Annotated in this window: 13 protein-coding genes and 1 tRNA gene; 11 read left to right on the forward strand and 3 right to left on the reverse strand. The window is 56.4% G+C overall.

Annotation, left to right across the window (positions count from 1 at the left end):
* Positions 1-25: 25 nt before the first annotated feature.
* On the reverse strand, positions 26-1,573 hold the full coding sequence (locus tag DW133_RS04535; RefSeq protein ID WP_118275466.1) for an ABC transporter substrate-binding protein: 1,548 nt from the start codon (positions 1,571-1,573) through the stop codon (positions 26-28).
* Between the two features lie 337 nt (positions 1,574-1,910).
* Here DW133_RS04535 and serB point away from each other — a divergent pair, with 337 nt between their 5' ends.
* From serB to DW133_RS04575, 8 genes are all read left to right on the forward strand, one after another.
* Positions 1,911-2,789, forward strand: coding sequence for a phosphoserine phosphatase SerB (serB, locus tag DW133_RS04540; RefSeq protein WP_118275467.1), 879 nt, complete (start codon positions 1,911-1,913; stop codon positions 2,787-2,789).
* 13 nt (positions 2,790-2,802) lie between these two features.
* The gene (locus DW133_RS04545; RefSeq protein WP_118275624.1) at positions 2,803-3,465 is read left to right on the forward strand and encodes a CatB-related O-acetyltransferase; all 663 of its coding nucleotides are present in this window, start codon (positions 2,803-2,805) and stop codon (positions 3,463-3,465) included.
* Positions 3,466-3,594: 129 nt separating this feature from the next.
* Entirely contained in the window at positions 3,595-5,376 is a 1,782-nt protein-coding gene (locus DW133_RS04550) for a long-chain fatty acid--CoA ligase (RefSeq protein ID WP_118275468.1), read from the forward strand.
* 20 nt (positions 5,377-5,396) lie between these two features.
* Positions 5,397-6,167 carry a TatD family hydrolase gene (locus DW133_RS04555; protein ID WP_118275469.1) on the forward strand — a complete coding sequence of 257 codons (771 nt, stop codon included), beginning with the start codon at positions 5,397-5,399 and terminating at the stop codon, positions 6,165-6,167.
* A gap of 1 nt (position 6,168) precedes the next feature.
* Positions 6,169-6,963: an ankyrin repeat domain-containing protein gene (locus DW133_RS04560; RefSeq protein WP_233542114.1), complete on the forward strand. Its 795-nt coding sequence runs from the start codon at positions 6,169-6,171 to the stop codon at positions 6,961-6,963.
* 3 nt (positions 6,964-6,966) lie between these two features.
* A complete protein-coding gene (locus DW133_RS04565) occupies positions 6,967-8,991 on the forward strand; it encodes a U32 family peptidase (RefSeq protein ID WP_233542115.1) in 2,025 nt (674 codons plus the stop codon).
* A 57-nt stretch (positions 8,992-9,048) separates the two neighbouring features.
* Positions 9,049-10,191, forward strand: a complete 1,143-nt coding sequence (locus tag DW133_RS04570) for a hypothetical protein (protein WP_118275470.1) — start codon at positions 9,049-9,051, stop codon at positions 10,189-10,191.
* Between the two features lie 53 nt (positions 10,192-10,244).
* The gene (locus DW133_RS04575) at positions 10,245-11,189 is read left to right on the forward strand and encodes an AEC family transporter (RefSeq protein ID WP_118275471.1); all 945 of its coding nucleotides are present in this window, start codon (positions 10,245-10,247) and stop codon (positions 11,187-11,189) included.
* 12 nt (positions 11,190-11,201) lie between these two features.
* On the opposite strand, the gene DW133_RS04580 is transcribed toward DW133_RS04575, so the two are convergent.
* A complete protein-coding gene (locus tag DW133_RS04580; protein ID WP_118275472.1) occupies positions 11,202-11,864 on the reverse strand; it encodes an NUDIX hydrolase in 663 nt (220 codons plus the stop codon).
* Between the two features lie 22 nt (positions 11,865-11,886).
* Complete coding sequence (locus DW133_RS04585; protein ID WP_118275473.1) at positions 11,887-12,879, reverse strand: autotransporter domain-containing protein; 993 nt, start codon at positions 12,877-12,879, stop codon at positions 11,887-11,889.
* A gap of 115 nt (positions 12,880-12,994) precedes the next feature.
* On the opposite strand from DW133_RS04585, the gene DW133_RS04590 reads away from it, so the two are divergent.
* The 3 genes from DW133_RS04590 to DW133_RS04600 all read left to right on the forward strand — a co-directional run bounded on the left by DW133_RS04590 (position 12,995) and on the right by DW133_RS04600 (position 15,339).
* Positions 12,995-13,660 carry a LysE family translocator gene (locus DW133_RS04590; RefSeq protein WP_118275474.1) on the forward strand — a complete coding sequence of 222 codons (666 nt, stop codon included), beginning with the start codon at positions 12,995-12,997 and terminating at the stop codon, positions 13,658-13,660.
* Between the two features lie 55 nt (positions 13,661-13,715).
* Complete coding sequence (gene hutW, locus DW133_RS04595; RefSeq protein WP_158571115.1) at positions 13,716-15,098, forward strand: heme anaerobic degradation radical SAM methyltransferase ChuW/HutW; 1,383 nt, start codon at positions 13,716-13,718, stop codon at positions 15,096-15,098.
* A 150-nt stretch (positions 15,099-15,248) separates the two neighbouring features.
* A tRNA-Ser gene (locus DW133_RS04600) sits at positions 15,249-15,339 on the forward strand.
* The last annotated feature ends 175 nt before the right edge of the window (positions 15,340-15,514 follow it).

Here is a 15,514-nt window from a genome sequence, read left to right on the forward strand (position 1 = left end):
AATCCCGCAGCCCCATGAGAAGGATTTACTTGAAGCTCAGGTTGCGGGCGCTCAGATCAAGCGAGCCCTGAGTGCCGGGTTCCCACACCACGTTCTTCTGTTTGGCGTAGATCATCGGCAGCGCATAGAGCGGGCAAGCATAAGGATTGGCATTGAACTGCTTGAGCATTTCGCCCCAGGCAGCCTTGCGGCGGGCGGGATCGACGCTCGAATCGAGTTCCTTGCCGAGTTCGCAGATGCGCTTGTATTCGTCTGACGCCGGGAAATACCCCTCGGCCTCCCAGAAGCTGCCCGGTTTCATGCGGCGCCACAGCTGGCTTGCGGGATCCGGGAAGTAAGCCGAGAAGCTGGCGTTGTTGATCATGCGGTCCTTGCCTGCGGCTTCGACCTGCGTCCAGTTTTCCTTGACGTCGATGCGAACGTTGAGGCCCACTTGTTTCAACATGGAAGCCACGGCCTGGCTCACGGTCATTTCAAGCGTGTAGTAAGAAGGCTGAATGCGCCAGACAATTTGTTCGCCCTTGTAACCCGAAGCCTTGATGAGGTCGCGAGCCTTCTGCGGATCGTAGAGCTTGGTTTCGAATTCCGGCAGATACATGTCGCCAAAGGTCTTCGACTGGAAGCTGTTGGCAGGAGTGGTCTTGCCGGCAAAAAGAGCCTGTACGAGAAGATCGCGGTCGATAGCGTGCAAAATGGCCTGACGCAGCTGCGTGTTTGCCATCACCGGATTGGACTTGGCATCAAAGACGAGCGCGTAGATGTTGTCGATCGCGCCGCCCACGACGTCAATCTTGCCGTCCTTACTCAAAGGCTTGATCTGATCGGGCGGTACTTCGGTGATGAGGTCGAATTCTCCGGAGCGAAGACCGGCCACACGAGAGGATAGTTCGGGCACTTCCACGAACGTGAGCTTAGCTGCCGGCGCCTTATCCCCCCAATAGCCGTCGAAGCGTTCAAGAGCCAGGCGGTTGCCGACCTTAAAGCTTGTGATACGGTACGGTCCGGTGCCGATCGGGTTCTTGATCCAGTTGTCCCAACCGCCTGCCTTCATCCAGCCGTCCTTGCTGATGATTTCAGACATACGTGCGGCAAAGCGGCGTTCGATCAGGGGGTCGGCCTGCTGCATCGTCACTCGAACGGTGTAGTCGTCGATTTTTTCGACGCTCTTGAGACCGCCCAGGAATTCGACGGCCGCAGCGCGCCCCGGAGCATCCTTGGCCATGAAGCGTTCTTCGCCGAAGGTAAAGACCACATCGTCGGCCGTAAAGTCGGTGCCGTCGTGGAACTTGACACCCTTGCGGAGCTTAAACTCAACGGTTTCAGGCGAGATACGCTTCCAGCTTTCTGCAAGTCCCGGGAAGAGTTCTCCGGTCTTGAGATCGGCGCGAATCAGCGTTTCGTAGATGGAGTAAGCCACTCGATCGAGCGCGTTGTTGTTGATGCCTTGAGGCTCAACGATCACGGGCAACTGCTGTACGGCAACGACCATGTTGTCGGGGCCGGCAAACGATGCGTTGGCAGCGGCGACGAGGGCGGCAACGAGGCCGGCTTTGGCGAAATTCTTAGGATTCATCTTCTCAATCTATGTGTCAGTCAATGTCAGGCGCTGCCCGCACAGGGAGTCGGCGCCGCGTTTCGTCACAACCGAGCGGAAAACGATGTCTTGCTCCGCTTCGAAGTACCTCCCGTTGTGATGGCGCACATTGTCGAGGTCGAATCTGACAGCTTCGTGGCAGTTTTGAGACAAGTTCTTGACACTTCGATAACAAAACGATGACAAAGACGAAAAAGAGCAAAAAAGCGTGCAAAACCATATCGATTGCGGCATGATGCCGACATCCAACGACATGTAGCCCTTTTTCTCGGGCACTGTCAGTCACCGTACATTCGCTTTTTGAACCGAACTACCTATGACTACCGCTTGCTCCCTTCGCGACCTGGTGATCTCCGGCCTCATCACGGATGATCTCTGTGCTGCTCTGTCCTCGCTTGCCGCCGAAGCCAGGCTTCTTCGCGAAGAAAACAGACTGCGTCTTTGCGCAATTGATGAAAACACGTGCGAGACAATTCGTCGGGATGTTCTTCCGAATCTGACCGAGCGCGATGCCGCCCTTGTGCCTGCCGGTCTTTCGCTTAAAAATTTCCGCTGCGCCTTCTTTGACATGGACAGCACCCTGATCGGCAACGAATGCATCGACGAACTTGCGGCGCTCCACAACGTCAAGGAACAGGTCGCGCTAATCACCGAGCGCTCGATGCGCGGCGAACTCGATTTCGAACACAGCCTGCGTGAGCGCGTGAAGCTTCTGGCAGGCGCCCCCGCTTCGATCATTGATGATGCCGCCGCTCTTATCCGTCCGACACCCGGAGCCAAAGAGACACTTGCCCTTTTCCACGCGTTTGGTGTCAAGACGTACATCGCTTCGGGCGGCTTTACTCAATTTGCCGAAATCGTCGCACGCGACTACGGCATGTCCGGTTTCGTGTGCAATCGCCTGGTCATTGAAGACGGTCGACTTACCGGCGAAGCGACGGGCCCTGCGGGCGGCAAGGTTCTCGATCGTGCCGGCAAGCGCCGCACCATGGAAGTGATCGCGCAGCTCAACGGTGCGAGTCTTTCGCAGTGCATTGCAGGCGGTGACGGCGCCAATGATCTAGAAATGATCGGTGCGGCGGGTTTCGGTTTTGCCTATCACGCCAAACCCATAGTGGCTCAGGCGGCTCCGTACAAGATTAGCGTCGGCACTTTCTCTGTTGCCGGCGACTGGTTTATTGAAAGCTGGACCTGACCGGGAGAAAGCCGTGACCCAACCGAAGAATCCGGATCCGAACGTTGTTTTTCCGAACGAATACAAAACGTCCGTCTTTCTGAAAAATGTCGTATCTGCACCCAATATTTCTGTGGGCGACTATACCTACTACGACAGCGCGGAACATCCGGAAGATTTTGAAAAAACGCAAGTTCTTTTCAGCCATCCTGCTTTCGGCGACAAGCTTGTCATCGGCAAATTCTGTCAAATCGCGCACGGCACGACTTTCATCATGGGCGCGGCAAATCATCGCCTCTCGAGCATTTCCACCTATCCGTTCAACGTGATGGGAAAGACCTGGAACAAGGCAACACCGGACCACTTGAGCGAATTGCCGCACAAGGGCGACATCGTGATCGGCAACGACGTTTGGCTCGGACGCGAATGCGTAATCATGCCGGGCGTCACGATCGGCGACGGAGCCATCGTTGCCGCATACTCCGTTGTAACCAAAGACGTCGAACCCTACAGCGTCGTCGGAGGCAATCCGGCGCACTTCATCAAGAAACGTTTCGACGACGAACTCATCTCGCTTTTGCTGCAGTGGAAATGGTGGGATCTCGAAGGCGAAAAACTCTTCGAAAGCCTGTCGATCCTGGTCAATCCCGATCTCGGTAACGTGCGCTTGCAAATTAGAGCGCTTTTGGCGAAATAGACGTTTTTGAAGCCCACCGAAGAAGGTCGAGAAAATTTACAATAAGCGGGTTATCCGAACACTACCAATAAAGCCGGAGCCGCGATTTTGTCCTCCCGATTTATCGACCAATTCAAAACGATTCCCGAAATGCTTGAGCGCACGGTGCGCGTCTATGCCGACCGTGAAGCCTACAAGTGGTTTGAACACCGCACCAACGAATGGGTGGGTATCACTTGGCGTCAATTCTCCGAACGGGTGATGCGCTGGCGCAAGGCCTTTGCGAAGATGGGCCTGCAGCGCGGCGCGCGCGTGGCCATGCTTCTGCCCAACAGCGTCGACGCACTGACGTTCGACATGGCCGCCCTTTGCAACGCATTGGTTCCCGTGCCGCTGCACGCCACCGACACGGCCGGCAACTCCAATTACATTCTCAACGACAGCGGCGCCGAATTTCTCGTCACGGTCAACTTCGCTCGCTGGAATTCTCTTGCCACGGCGGGCGTTGATTTGCCCAACCTGCGCCAGGTCGTTCTTACCGGCGAAACCGACGAAGGAGTAAGCCTCGGTCACATTCCGTACTGCGGCGTTGAAGAATGGCTAGCCACCGGAAACGATGTGACCGAACTGCCTGCCGGTCCCGATGCCGATGATCTGGCCGCGCTCGTGTATACCTCCGGCACCACGGGTCGTCCCAAGGGAGTGATGCTCACACACCGCAACGTGGTGAGCAACGTGCAGCAGATTTCCCGCTACATGCCGATCGATGAAAACGATGTGTTCCTGTCGTATCTGCCGCTGTCGCACTCGTTCGAGCGAAGTGCTGCCTACTACCACGCGCTTGCCACCGGTGCGCTTCTCGCATTCTCCCGAGGCGTGGCGCACATCACCGATGATTTGCACGCGATTAACCCGACCAATATGTGCTCGGTGCCGCGTGTCTTTGAGCGCATCCACAATCAGATCCTGATGGTGCGCCGCAAGATGACCAAGAAGAAGGGCTACTTCTTCGACTGGGCAGCGGAAGTCGGCTGGCGGCGGTTCTGCAAGGAAAACGGGCTGCCTGTCGAACATACTGCCCGCGAGTGCCTTGACTTCATCATGTGGCCCTACCTCAAGCGCAAGATCGCCGATCCGGTTAAGGGCGTTTTCGGCAACCGCATCAACGTGTTGATGGCGGGCGGTGCCGCCCTTAACCTGCACGTCGCGAAATTTTTCTGCGGCATGGGCGCTCCGATCCGCCAGGCTTACGGCTTGACCGAATCGTCTCCGGTGATTTCCATGTGCGAAGTCAAGGGAAACCATCCCTCCACAGTCGGCAAACCTCTGATCGGCATTGAAGCGCGCCTGGGTGAACTGGACGAACTGCAGGTTCGCGGTCCTCAGGTCATGAAGGGCTACTGGAACCGCGAGGAAGACACCCGCCGAGCTTTTACCGAAGACGGTTGGTTGCGTACGGGTGATCAGGCCGATTTGAGCGACGGCGGACGCATCCGCATCAAGGGGCGCATTAAGGAAATCATCGTCACGAGCGTGGGCGAAAAAGTGAGCCCCGTTGACCTCGAATTTGCGATTCTCGAGGATCCCCTGTTCGACCAGGTCATGGTGGTCGGCGAAAACCGTCCGTATGTGGCCGCTCTGGTGGTGCTCAACAACGAACGCTGGCGCGCCCTGTGCGCCGATCTGCAGGTCAATCCGGACGATCCGTCCACCCGCGGCAGCCGAGAAGTGCGCAACACCATTCTCAAACGCGTGCGCAGCGCCACGAAGTTCTTCCCGCGTTACGGGCAGCCGCGCAACGTAGCCGTGTTGCCCGACAACTGGACGACCGAAAACGGCCTTCTCACCACCACGATGAAGCTGCGCCGCCGTCAGATTGCCGAGCGTTATGCCGCCGAAATCGAAGAACTTTACAAGGGCCACGGCGCCTGAGTCCGCAGCAGTGAGTCGTCATGCGCTTGTTTGATTCTCACTCACACATCAACGCCCGCGAGTTCGATGCCGACCGCGCCGAGGTGATTACCCGCATGCGCGAGGCAGGACTCGAAGGTGCGCTCGTCGTTGCCTGCGATTACGGTGAGGAAAAGGATCTTTTCGCCGTTCTGGACATGGCGCCGGGGTTTCTGTTCGGAGCCTGGGCGTTGCATCCTGAGTACGAAGATCGCCGTGAATGCGACGTGGATGAAATCGTCGCGATTTGCGGGGATCCGCGTATTTGCGCCGTCGGAGAAACCGGCCTTGACTACCACTGGTGCAAGGGCGACCTGACCTGGCAAAAAGAGCGCTTCGTACACCACATCGAAGCCGCGCGTAAGCTCAACAAGCCCCTTGTGGTACACGCTCGCGAAGCCGAAAGCGATGCGCTCGACCTTTTGGCCGCGCACGACGCCGGTTCCGTGGGCTTTGTGATGCACTGCTTCGGCGGAAGCCTCGCGGACGCCAAACGCGCGATTGACCTCGGCGGTCTCGTCTCCTTTACGGGAGTGCTCACCTTTAAGAATGCATCGGGACTGCGCGAAATTGCCTCGGCCCTGCCGCTTGATCGTCTGATGATCGAGACCGACTGTCCCTACATGGCGCCGGTCCCCCATCGCGGCAAGCGCTGTGAACCGGCCTATGTCGCCGAAGTGGCCAAAACGCTGGCACTCGTCAAGAACGTCGAACCGGACTATGCTGCCGCCGTTACAACCGACACGGCCAAGAATTTTTTTGGACTGAACTGATATGAAGAAAACCGCTTCCCTGATCTGCACGTGTCTGATTTCGCTCGGCCTGCTTGCGGGCTGCGCCTCCAACCAGCCCGCGACGGGCGATCGTGCGACAACGGCCGCTGCAGGCCCCGTCAAGATGGCCGGCCCCGAAGAAAACTGGGCAAACTTTGCGGGCGCCGTTGATCGCGACCGCGCCGACGTCGTGCTGTACATGCTCTCTCAGGGCATCAGCCCCAATACGATCGTCAACGGCGGCGATCCGGCTCTCGTGCGCGCCATCCGCATGGACTCGTACACGGTGGTCGATGCGCTGTTGTCTGCCAAAGGCATTGAAGTCGACACGGCAAGCGAATATGGCGAAACGGCTCTGATGCTTGCCGCATTCAAGGGCAATATGGAACTCGTACAGCGGCTCCTTGCCGAAGGCGCTTCAGTAAACCGCATCGGCGGTTGGACACCGTTGCATTACGCTGCTGCCGAAGGTCACAACGAAATCGTCAAGCTCCTGCTTGAAAAAGGTGCTCGCGTCAACGTACAGACCTACTCGGGCATCACGCCGCTCTACATGGCCGCCCGCAAGCCCTCTCGCGAAGTCGTGATGACGCTTCTGCGCGCAGGCTCCTACCGCGATCTTTGCAACGATAAAGGCCAGTCTCCAGCCGATGCCGCAAGCAACGCGGGCGACGAGGAACTCTCGAAGTTCCTCGCCATTGAAAAGTGCGTCCAGCCAGAACCGCTCATGCGCGCTCCGATTCGCAGCACCAAAACGAAAAGCGAACAGCGCTTGCGCGTGCAGAGCGCCAAATAATCAATGCTCGAACGCACTCCGTCCATGCGTCCCTTTGCTCCGCTTGAACTCCTTTCCCCCGCACGAGACCTTGAAACGGCTCGTGCCGCGGTCTTGCACGGTGCCGACGCCGTCTACATCGGCGGGCCCGCGTTCGGTGCACGGCAGGCCGCAGGCAACTCCTTTGAGGATATCGCTCGCATCGCCGAGTTTGCGCATCAGTATCGAGCCCGCGTCTACATGACGCTCAATACGCTCATCTACGACAACGAGTTCGATCAAGCAGTCGAAGCCGCCTGGAAGGCCAAAGAGGCCGGAGTCGATGCCTTGATCGTGCAGGATCTGGGGCTGCTCAAGGGACAGCTTCCCGACATCGAAATTCACGCGTCCACCCAATGCGACATCCGCACGCCTGACAAAGCGGCGTTTCTCGACAGTCTGGGATTCGCACAGATCGTGCCGGCCCGCGAACTGACGCTCGACGAAATCGCGGCCATCCGCAAGGCGATGCCGCGCGCCCGCATCGAGTTTTTCATTGCCGGCGCCCTGTGCGTGAGTTATTCGGGCAAATGCTATCTTTCGGCGGCGCTCACAGGACGCTCGGCCAACCGCGGACAATGCTCTCAGCCCTGTCGCCTGCCCTACGACGTCACCGACCTTTCGGGGCGATCGATTGTCCGCTCCAAGCACGTCTTAAGCCTCAAGGACAACGATCAGTCCGCCAATCTCGAAAAACTCATCGCCGCCGGCGTCTCAAGCTTTAAGATCGAAGGACGCCTCAAAGGCCCCGAATACGTCAAAAATCTCACGGCATACTACCGCCGTAAAATTGACGCCCTGCTGGAAAAACACGCTGGCGAGAACTGGCAGCGCGCTTCTGTGGGCGTCTCGACTTTTACCTTTGAGCCGGACCCCGAGAAAACGTTTCGACGCGGCGCAACGGACTACTTCGTCAACGGCAGACGCCCCCAGATTGCGGCACTCGATACGCCCAAGAGCACGGGAGAGACCGTGGGCAAGGTCGTAGCAATAAACTCTGGCTGCTCCACCGTCGACATCGCCACCAAAGCCGAAATCGCCAACGGCGACGGCCTGGTGTATCTGACGCCCGAGGAAGAACTCGAAGGTCTGCGCGTCAATCGCGCCGAGCAGCTGCGTCCGGGCCTGGTACGCGTTTCTCTGCACGAACCCCTCAAACGCCACCCGGGACTCTTGCCGGGCGTTGTCGTCAACCGCAATAAAGACCATCGCTTTGAAAAGCTCCTTGCGCAGGAAAGTGCCGAACGTACGATTCCGGCCACTCTCGAACTCGTGGTTCGCAGCAATACTTTGGAACTGACCGGCAAAACGCTTGAACTTTCCGCAACGGTTCGTCTTGACGGTCCCGTACAGCCTGCCCGCAATCCTCAGGCGCTTGACAAGCTCAAGGCTTCTCTTTCGAAAGCCGGCGGCACCGTTTTTCAGATAACCGACATCACCGTTACGGCTGAGGGCGGCCCGGACATTCCTTTCGTCCCTGTTTCCGTATTGAATGGTCTGCGCCGCGACTGTCTTGAAAAACTGGCGCGCACCATCTGCGACACACACCCGCGTTTCGGTCGGTTGCCCGCAACGGTCTCTCCGATTGAGCCGTTCGAAGGCAAATTTCTCGACTTCCGCGCCAATGCAGCCAATGTCTGCGCCATAGCCTTTTATAAGGAACACGGTGCAAGCCGCGTCAACAATGCCTTTGAAACGCTTCTTCAAGCAGGCAACACCCCTGATCTTCTTTCGGCCGCCTTGATGCAATGCCGCCATTGCGTGCGCCACACGCTCGGTTTGTGCCCAAAGCAGTATGGCAAAGATCCGATCAAAAAGGAGAGGTTCAAACGAATGAACGGCGGACGCATGAAGCCTCAGCCTCTGATTTTGACCGCCTCGGGAGGCACGCGTCTTCTGGCACGCTTTGACTGCCGCGCCTGCGAAATGACAGTGTCGCTGATACCCAAGAACATGTCAGCCGAAGAACTCAAAGGTCTCGCCGATACGCAGTGCGCAACCTTGAATTAACCTTTTTGCGTTAGCATTGTCGGCTTGAAGCACCTAATCCACTTTTTATCCGTTTCCATGAAATCGATTTTTGCCAAGGCCTTTGCTGAAGCGGCTATCCTGCTCACCTCGCATACGCTTGCCGCCAAGACATTTGCGGCATTCTGGAGCCGTGTGTCGCCGAAACTGGCCGAAGGCGTCGGCTACTTCGAAAAGCATGACAGCGCCGGACTGGAAGCGGACAAAACGTTTCTGGAGCGCATCACGTTTCGTGATCCGGAAATCACGCGCATCGTCGACGGCTGCCTGAAGGAATTCCTACACTCCGATGTGCTGATGCTCATCTCCAACGTCCAGAAAATCGAAGACAGTATCCGTGCGCGCCAAGAACAAATTAACGCCTGGAAACTGGCGAGTATCGCTGCCCCTTCCACGTCGCTTTCGCCCCTGAAAATGACCCGCTCGGCTCTGGCTCGCCGCATCGAGCGTGAACGGCAGGCCATCGACACCGACAGAAAACGCATTGCAACGCTCAAAACCGAAACGCTCGCGCGACTGGAGCAAGACGGCATCGGCATGACGCCCGAGCAGCTCGACGGAATCCTCTACTCGGCCGAGGGTACGGAACTCGCGCAGGTCATGGCCGTTGCGGAAAACATCAAAGCCATTGAAAAAAATCTGGCGCAGTCGCTTAAAGGGCCTGACGCCGGTCCCGAACAGATCAAGGCCTATACGGGCTTTTTGATGATGAGCTACCGCGTCTACATCGAAGCGATCGAGCGCACAATGCGTAAGATTGAGACGGTGTATCTGCTTGAGCTCGGCGAGATCATCGATGAAGCTGACAGCATGATGCGTGAAGCCGACGAACTGAGTCGTCGCTCCTCCAAGACGGTGGAAATTGCTCAAAACAATCTCGACATCAATGCGCGCACCATCAATCTCGCGCAGCTCTACGAAGATCATCTCAAGAGCCGTTGGGTGGCGCTCGATACGCTCAAGCGCGAGATGCGACTCAATTTTGCTCTGGCGCGCAACACCTTCCGCACCATTAAGGTGGGAGGCGAGCTCATTGAAGTGATCAAAGCCGGCGAAAAGGATCTCGAAAGCATCTTCTCGTTTGAACCGCCCAAGCTCGAAGCCTTCTATGACAAAGAACTGCGTCGGGAATTCGATTCACTCACCGCTCGACTGAAGTCCGCGAAAGCTGCTCGACGATAAGTTTGCTATCGTAGTAGGGTTAACGCTTCAGATTTGTCGTCGTCGAGACTGCCATGTTCTCTGTGCTTTCCGCCGTTTTGGAACCCTTCCTCCTGATCGCCCTGGGTTACGCCCTTCGAGGCACCAAACGGTTCGGAGCCAAGGAGTTGTGGGACGGCGTCGAAAAACTGGTGTTTTGGGTGTTGTTCCCGCCTTTGCTCTTTAACAGCGTGGCGCACGCCAAACTCACCGGACTCGATACCGCGGAATTTCTGCTATTCGGCACGCTTGCGATGGCTACCGGCGTCTTCATGGCCAAGGCCGTGAGCAAGATGGCTCCCGCCGATCCCATGACAGACGCATCCGTGCGCCAGACAGGCTACCGCTTCAACTCATATATCTGCTTTGCTCTTGCCCTCAACATGTACGGTCAGGAAGCGCTCGCTTTGGTGGCGCTTCTCACCGGCATCTGGGTGCCGATCTCCAACGCCATTGCCGTGGCTGATCTCTCGTACGCAGCCAAAACAGGCGGCAAGACAAGCGTCGGCAGCATCGTCAAGTCGATTTTCACCAATCCGCTGATCGTCTCGACGCTGGCAGGACTTTTTGCCAACATCCTTTCACATCTGACGGGATTTCAGGTTCCCAATTTCATCACAAAGATCTTCTCGTCCCTGGGTTCCGCCTCAATGGCTACGGCACTGCTTGCCATTGGCGCGGGGCTGGCCGTTGAAGATTTCGCTCGTTATAAGAAGCTCATTGCACTTTCGACCATTCAGCGTCTGATCGTTCTGCCCGCCGTAGCGCTAGCAGTTGCAGTAGCCACAGGCCTTGCCGATACACAGACGGCCGCATTGATGTGTTACGCCGTGGTGCCGACGGCCAACTCATGCTACATCATGGCGGCTCGCATGGGCGGCAATGGTCCGGTCGTAAGCGACCTCACCAGCGTTGAAGTGCTCGTGAGTCTAGCCACCATTCCGATGTGGTGCATGGCACTGCAAGCGTTTGTCTTCTAGCAAGAAAAGCAGTCAGGTCTTCGCAAGAGTTCTGAGATACGCTTCAAGCGCCGGTAGAACCGCTTGATCTCCCTCGCGGTTCAATGCCTTCTTAACCTCTTCAAACGGCATTAGTGAAACGGCCTGCGACTCCCAGTCGGCAAGTGCAGGAGAGCCGGCTACGCGTCGGGCAAGAAAATACCGCGTCACAACGATGCGACGGGGTACGTCCACGAGAAAAGCATAAGGCTCCACCAGAAGACCAGCTTCCTCCCACGTTTCCTTTGCGGCGTTTTGCGCAAGCGACAGCACCGGCTCAAGGCGTCCTTTGGGAAAAGTTGCCTTGGTGCCCATAAATTCGTTTGTGGGATGCACAATCCAAATGCGCCGGTCTGGTTCAATGACAACGCACCCGGAGGTGGCGCGAAAGCCCGGCGGCATAACGAAGTCAGGTTCTCCCTTTACGGCATCGGGCACGACATCGCGCCAATACCAGGGATTCTCATCCGGAATACCCGGATTGCCGGTTAGTGCGAGACCATTGAGAGCTGACGGCAAATCAGGCTCTGCCGTACGGGAAAGCGTGGCCGTGCAACGCGAATCAAGCCAGGTGTCTCGGCTTGTCGGCTGCGTGGGATGCGCCACCACGACAGGCTTGCCGTTTTCGTCCAAGCATGGATGTAAGACCGTCGTCATGGCGCCGAACAGAGCTCAATACTCAAAAGACGTAATCGGCCTGCAGCTGGAAAGCGTGCGATTCACGCCCCTGTTCGCTACCGAGATACCGGTAGCCGGCGTGCAGCGTGCCCTTACCGGTCGTCCAGGCAAGACCTACCATACCGCGGTAGAGCGTATGGCTGCCGGTAAGCGTTTCTTCAAAAAGCTCTCCGGCGCGGGAGGCTTCAATTTCGGTGTCGCCTGCCGTGCGGATTACCGCAAAGTCGATATGCGGACGCAACTTCATGCCGTTTTCGAACTCGAACGTATAAGCGGCGTTAAGACCGATCGGGAACTGCCAGATGTTGGCGTTATCGAGATTCCAGTCGCCGTGGTGACGAGGGCGGAACATCGTGTATTCGATCTTAGCGTAGGGCACGAGGTCAAGGTTGCCGATTTCGATGCCGTAGCGGGCGGCGGCGTCAAACGTCCAAAGATTGGCGTTGGTTTCGTAGGCCATGCCGCCCATGTCGGAGTCACCCGACATATAGATCCACCCGGCCGAAAGCGCCAGATTCAAACCACCGAAGTTGCGCTGACCGAAAGCTGAAATACCGAAAATATCGCCTTCACCGTCCGCTTTATTCGGTACCCCACGACTCTCGGTATCGGCTCTTGCATAGGTGTACACTACCCCGAAGAAAGCTTCGCCCAGTCGTATATCGGCACCGAGATTGACGACAGCGAGATCGTTTTCAAAACCGGCATTGTTGACCATGGTATCCGCCTCGTCACTTGCGGCTTTGAGATCAAGCCAGATTGAACCGCCGTCGGCGCGGGATGTATCTGTCACTGCTTGCGTCATGCGTTCATCGGCGCTTTCACGGACCGTGCGAGCCGTTTCAAAAGCGGAAATCGCCAAACCCGAACTCACGAAGGGCGAAGCAACAGAAGAATTTGCCGTCATAGCGGCGGCAATGGACAGACCGGTGATGAAAAGCGGTTTGAGGTACATAGGTGCAGCAAAGCCGAAAAGTTGTAAGGAGATAACCATAAATCAGGGCAACGTTTGAGTTTAATCTCTTTGATACGTTGCCACCTAATTCCATTTTTTAAACTGCACCTCCTGCGGTCACTTTGCAACACTCGTTTTTACTTCACGACCTCGTATGATCAACACGCATTTGTATTGGGTCTTTCTTCTCGTTGCCATTCCCACAATCCTCTCCCCTGGTCCTGGGGTGCTCATGTCGCTTACCAATTCCATGCGCTACGGCCTTAAATCGGCTCAACCCGGCATCGCTGGTGTTGCTTCCGGCACGCTTGTGGTGGGGTTCGTCTCCGTCACCGGTTTGGGCGTCATCATCGCGACATCCGAAACTCTTTACGGTGCCATTCGCGTGATGGGCATCCTTTTTCTTCTCTATCTGGGTTATAAGAAATTTCGCGCCAAGCCCTTCGCCATTCGACTTGCGCACATCGAAAACGAGGAATACGCCGACACTCCGGTTGAAAATGTCAACAAAAGGCAACTCTTCATTGAAGGCGTCCTGCTGCAGATCAGCAATCCGGCTCTGATCATCTTCTACCTGTCGCTGTTTCCGCAATGCATCGACAAGACGCTGGACTACTGGCCTCAGGTGACAATCCTGACTCTCAACTACTGTTTGCTTGTCTGGATCATTCACTCAATGTACGGTTGGCTCGGCTCATGGGCTGCCGGAACGTTGTTAAAACCCAATGCCGCCATTTGGATCAACCGCGTCGCAGGCATTGCCTATTGGCTCCTCGGTGTGGCGTTCCTTTGGCAAATGTTCTCCAACTGGCACGCCTAAGATCGAACTCACCGATGCCATAATCCAAGAATGGTTCTCGATTGGGAGAAAACCGATGGCTTTGACGTTCGAATCCGGTCTCGACAGTCTGATGCATTTTGTGGGCCTCAAAGGCGAAGAGGCCTACCATGCCAATGTCGCCGATCCTCTGCATGCCGCATTCCGCGCCAAAGCTGCTGTCCATGCCGGTCCGATGGGCATGCCGATGATCTGGGCTCTGGCGCGCGGCAAGCTCAATTCCTTATCCAACCATAAGCGCGAAGGAAAGGCTCTTGCCTACATACACGTGCCGTTTTGTGAGACGCGTTGCCTCTACTGCATGTTCTACCAGAACGCTTACACCGACGAACTGGCCGATCACTACACGGATCTTCTGATCAAGGAAATGCAGATTTGGGCCGACCGCCCGGTTCAGAAGGAAGGAGACATCTGCGCGCTTTATCTCGGTGGCGGTACACCAAGCGCACTATCCTCGGCCAACCTTAGCCGCATTTTGAAGGCTGCGCACAACTATCTGCCTCTGGCTGCCGATTGCGAAATCACGCTCGAAGGTCGTATGCACGACATGACAACCGAGCGACTCGATGCGGCTGTAAAAGGCGGTGTCAACCGCGTTTCTCTGGGCGTACAAACTTTCAACGACGAGATTCGTCTGGCCATGCAACGTCTGGACGACAAGGACGAAATGGTGAAGCGCATTGAGTTGCTCGCGCAGTACCCGCAGATCGCAACTGTTATCGACCTGATCTACGGCTTTCCGATGCAAACGGAATCCGTCTGGGAAAACGATGTGCGCACCGCCGCGTCTCTTCCTTTGGACGGTGTCGACTGCTATCAACTCAACCTTTTTCAGAAGTCGCCGCTTGCCAAACGCATCGAAGCCGGAAAGATGCCGCCTGCCGCAACGCTCGCTCAGGCCGCCGATCAATTTGCCGCTTCGGACGCCATTCTGAGCGCCGATCCGAATTGGGAACGTATCTCCAACACCCACTGGCGACGCACGCCCAAGGAGCGCAATATATACAACTCACTGGGTAAAGGCGCCTGTGATTGTCTGGCATTCGGTTGCGGAGCGGGCGGCAAACTTTTCGGACACGCGTTCATGCAGGAGCGCAATCTCGCGGCTTGGGAAAAACAGGTGATGCGAGGTGAAAAGCCAGTCTTTGCTTTGATGAAGCCCACGGCAAATTGGCACTTGTTGCGAACAGTCGCCTGTGCAGTGGAAAACGGCCCGTTCAACCTCACGGAAATCGGAGCCTCGTTCGGGAAGGACGTCGACAGTGCAGCAGCCTCTTTGCTCGAACAGTGGATTGCGGCCGGATTGCTCGAAAAAAGCCAAGACACCTACTACCCGACCGTTGCCGGAATGTTCTGGCACGTCACAATGGCGCAATTTTTGGTCAATGTCATTTCGAAGCGATTGCGAGCGGAAACGTGATTTCTTTTGGATTCAGAGCCGTAGACACACAAAACGAATTTTCTGCCCAGAATTAGCGGTCAATCTCTTGCACAATCGCAAAAGAATGTGCATAATGCGCATTCTCCGATTCAGGAGAACACACAATTTGATCTGTAAAACAGAGACCGCGGAAGGATGGCAGAGTGGTTGATTGTACCGCCCTGGAAAGGCGGCATGTCCGTTTAGGGCATCGAGGGTTCGAATCCCTCTCCTTCCGCCAGCAGATAAAGCCGGACGATTCATGATCGTTCGGTTTTTTCTTTATATTCAGTCACTTACATCAATTTTTCATTCCTTGCCGCCCTACCTGGTTCGGCCAAATCCGAGGCGAATTGATGGATAAATTGATGGATAGAATGGTTCGGTCATTGAAAAAACCGCATTTATCCATCAAT

The organism is Sutterella sp. AM11-39, from assembly GCF_003472385.1.
In the GTDB taxonomy this organism is placed as follows: domain Bacteria; phylum Pseudomonadota; class Gammaproteobacteria; order Burkholderiales; family Burkholderiaceae_F; genus Duodenibacillus; species Duodenibacillus intestinigallinarum.

What these genes read in the sequence shown, in the direction of transcription:
- DW133_RS04575 (WP_118275471.1), top strand. Translation starts at nt 10,245, where the DNA reads ATGTTCTCTGTGCTTTCCGCCGTTTTGGAACCCTTCCTCCTGATCGCC.
- DW133_RS04585 (WP_118275473.1), bottom strand. Translation starts at nt 12,879, where the DNA reads ATGGTTATCTCCTTACAACTTTTCGGCTTTGCTGCACCTATGTACCTC.
- DW133_RS04570 (WP_118275470.1), top strand. Translation starts at nt 9,049, where the DNA reads ATGAAATCGATTTTTGCCAAGGCCTTTGCTGAAGCGGCTATCCTGCTC.
- DW133_RS04565 (WP_233542115.1), top strand. Translation starts at nt 6,967, where the DNA reads ATGCTCGAACGCACTCCGTCCATGCGTCCCTTTGCTCCGCTTGAACTC.
- DW133_RS04535 (WP_118275466.1), bottom strand. Translation starts at nt 1,573, where the DNA reads ATGAATCCTAAGAATTTCGCCAAAGCCGGCCTCGTTGCCGCCCTCGTC.
- DW133_RS04560 (WP_233542114.1), top strand. Translation starts at nt 6,169, where the DNA reads ATGAAGAAAACCGCTTCCCTGATCTGCACGTGTCTGATTTCGCTCGGC.
- DW133_RS04590 (WP_118275474.1), top strand. Translation starts at nt 12,995, where the DNA reads ATGATCAACACGCATTTGTATTGGGTCTTTCTTCTCGTTGCCATTCCC.
- DW133_RS04550 (WP_118275468.1), top strand. Translation starts at nt 3,595, where the DNA reads ATGCTTGAGCGCACGGTGCGCGTCTATGCCGACCGTGAAGCCTACAAG.
- DW133_RS04555 (WP_118275469.1), top strand. Translation starts at nt 5,397, where the DNA reads ATGCGCTTGTTTGATTCTCACTCACACATCAACGCCCGCGAGTTCGAT.
- serB (WP_118275467.1), top strand. Translation starts at nt 1,911, where the DNA reads ATGACTACCGCTTGCTCCCTTCGCGACCTGGTGATCTCCGGCCTCATC.
- DW133_RS04580 (WP_118275472.1), bottom strand. Translation starts at nt 11,864, where the DNA reads ATGACGACGGTCTTACATCCATGCTTGGACGAAAACGGCAAGCCTGTC.
- hutW (WP_158571115.1), top strand. Translation starts at nt 13,716, where the DNA reads ATGGCTTTGACGTTCGAATCCGGTCTCGACAGTCTGATGCATTTTGTG.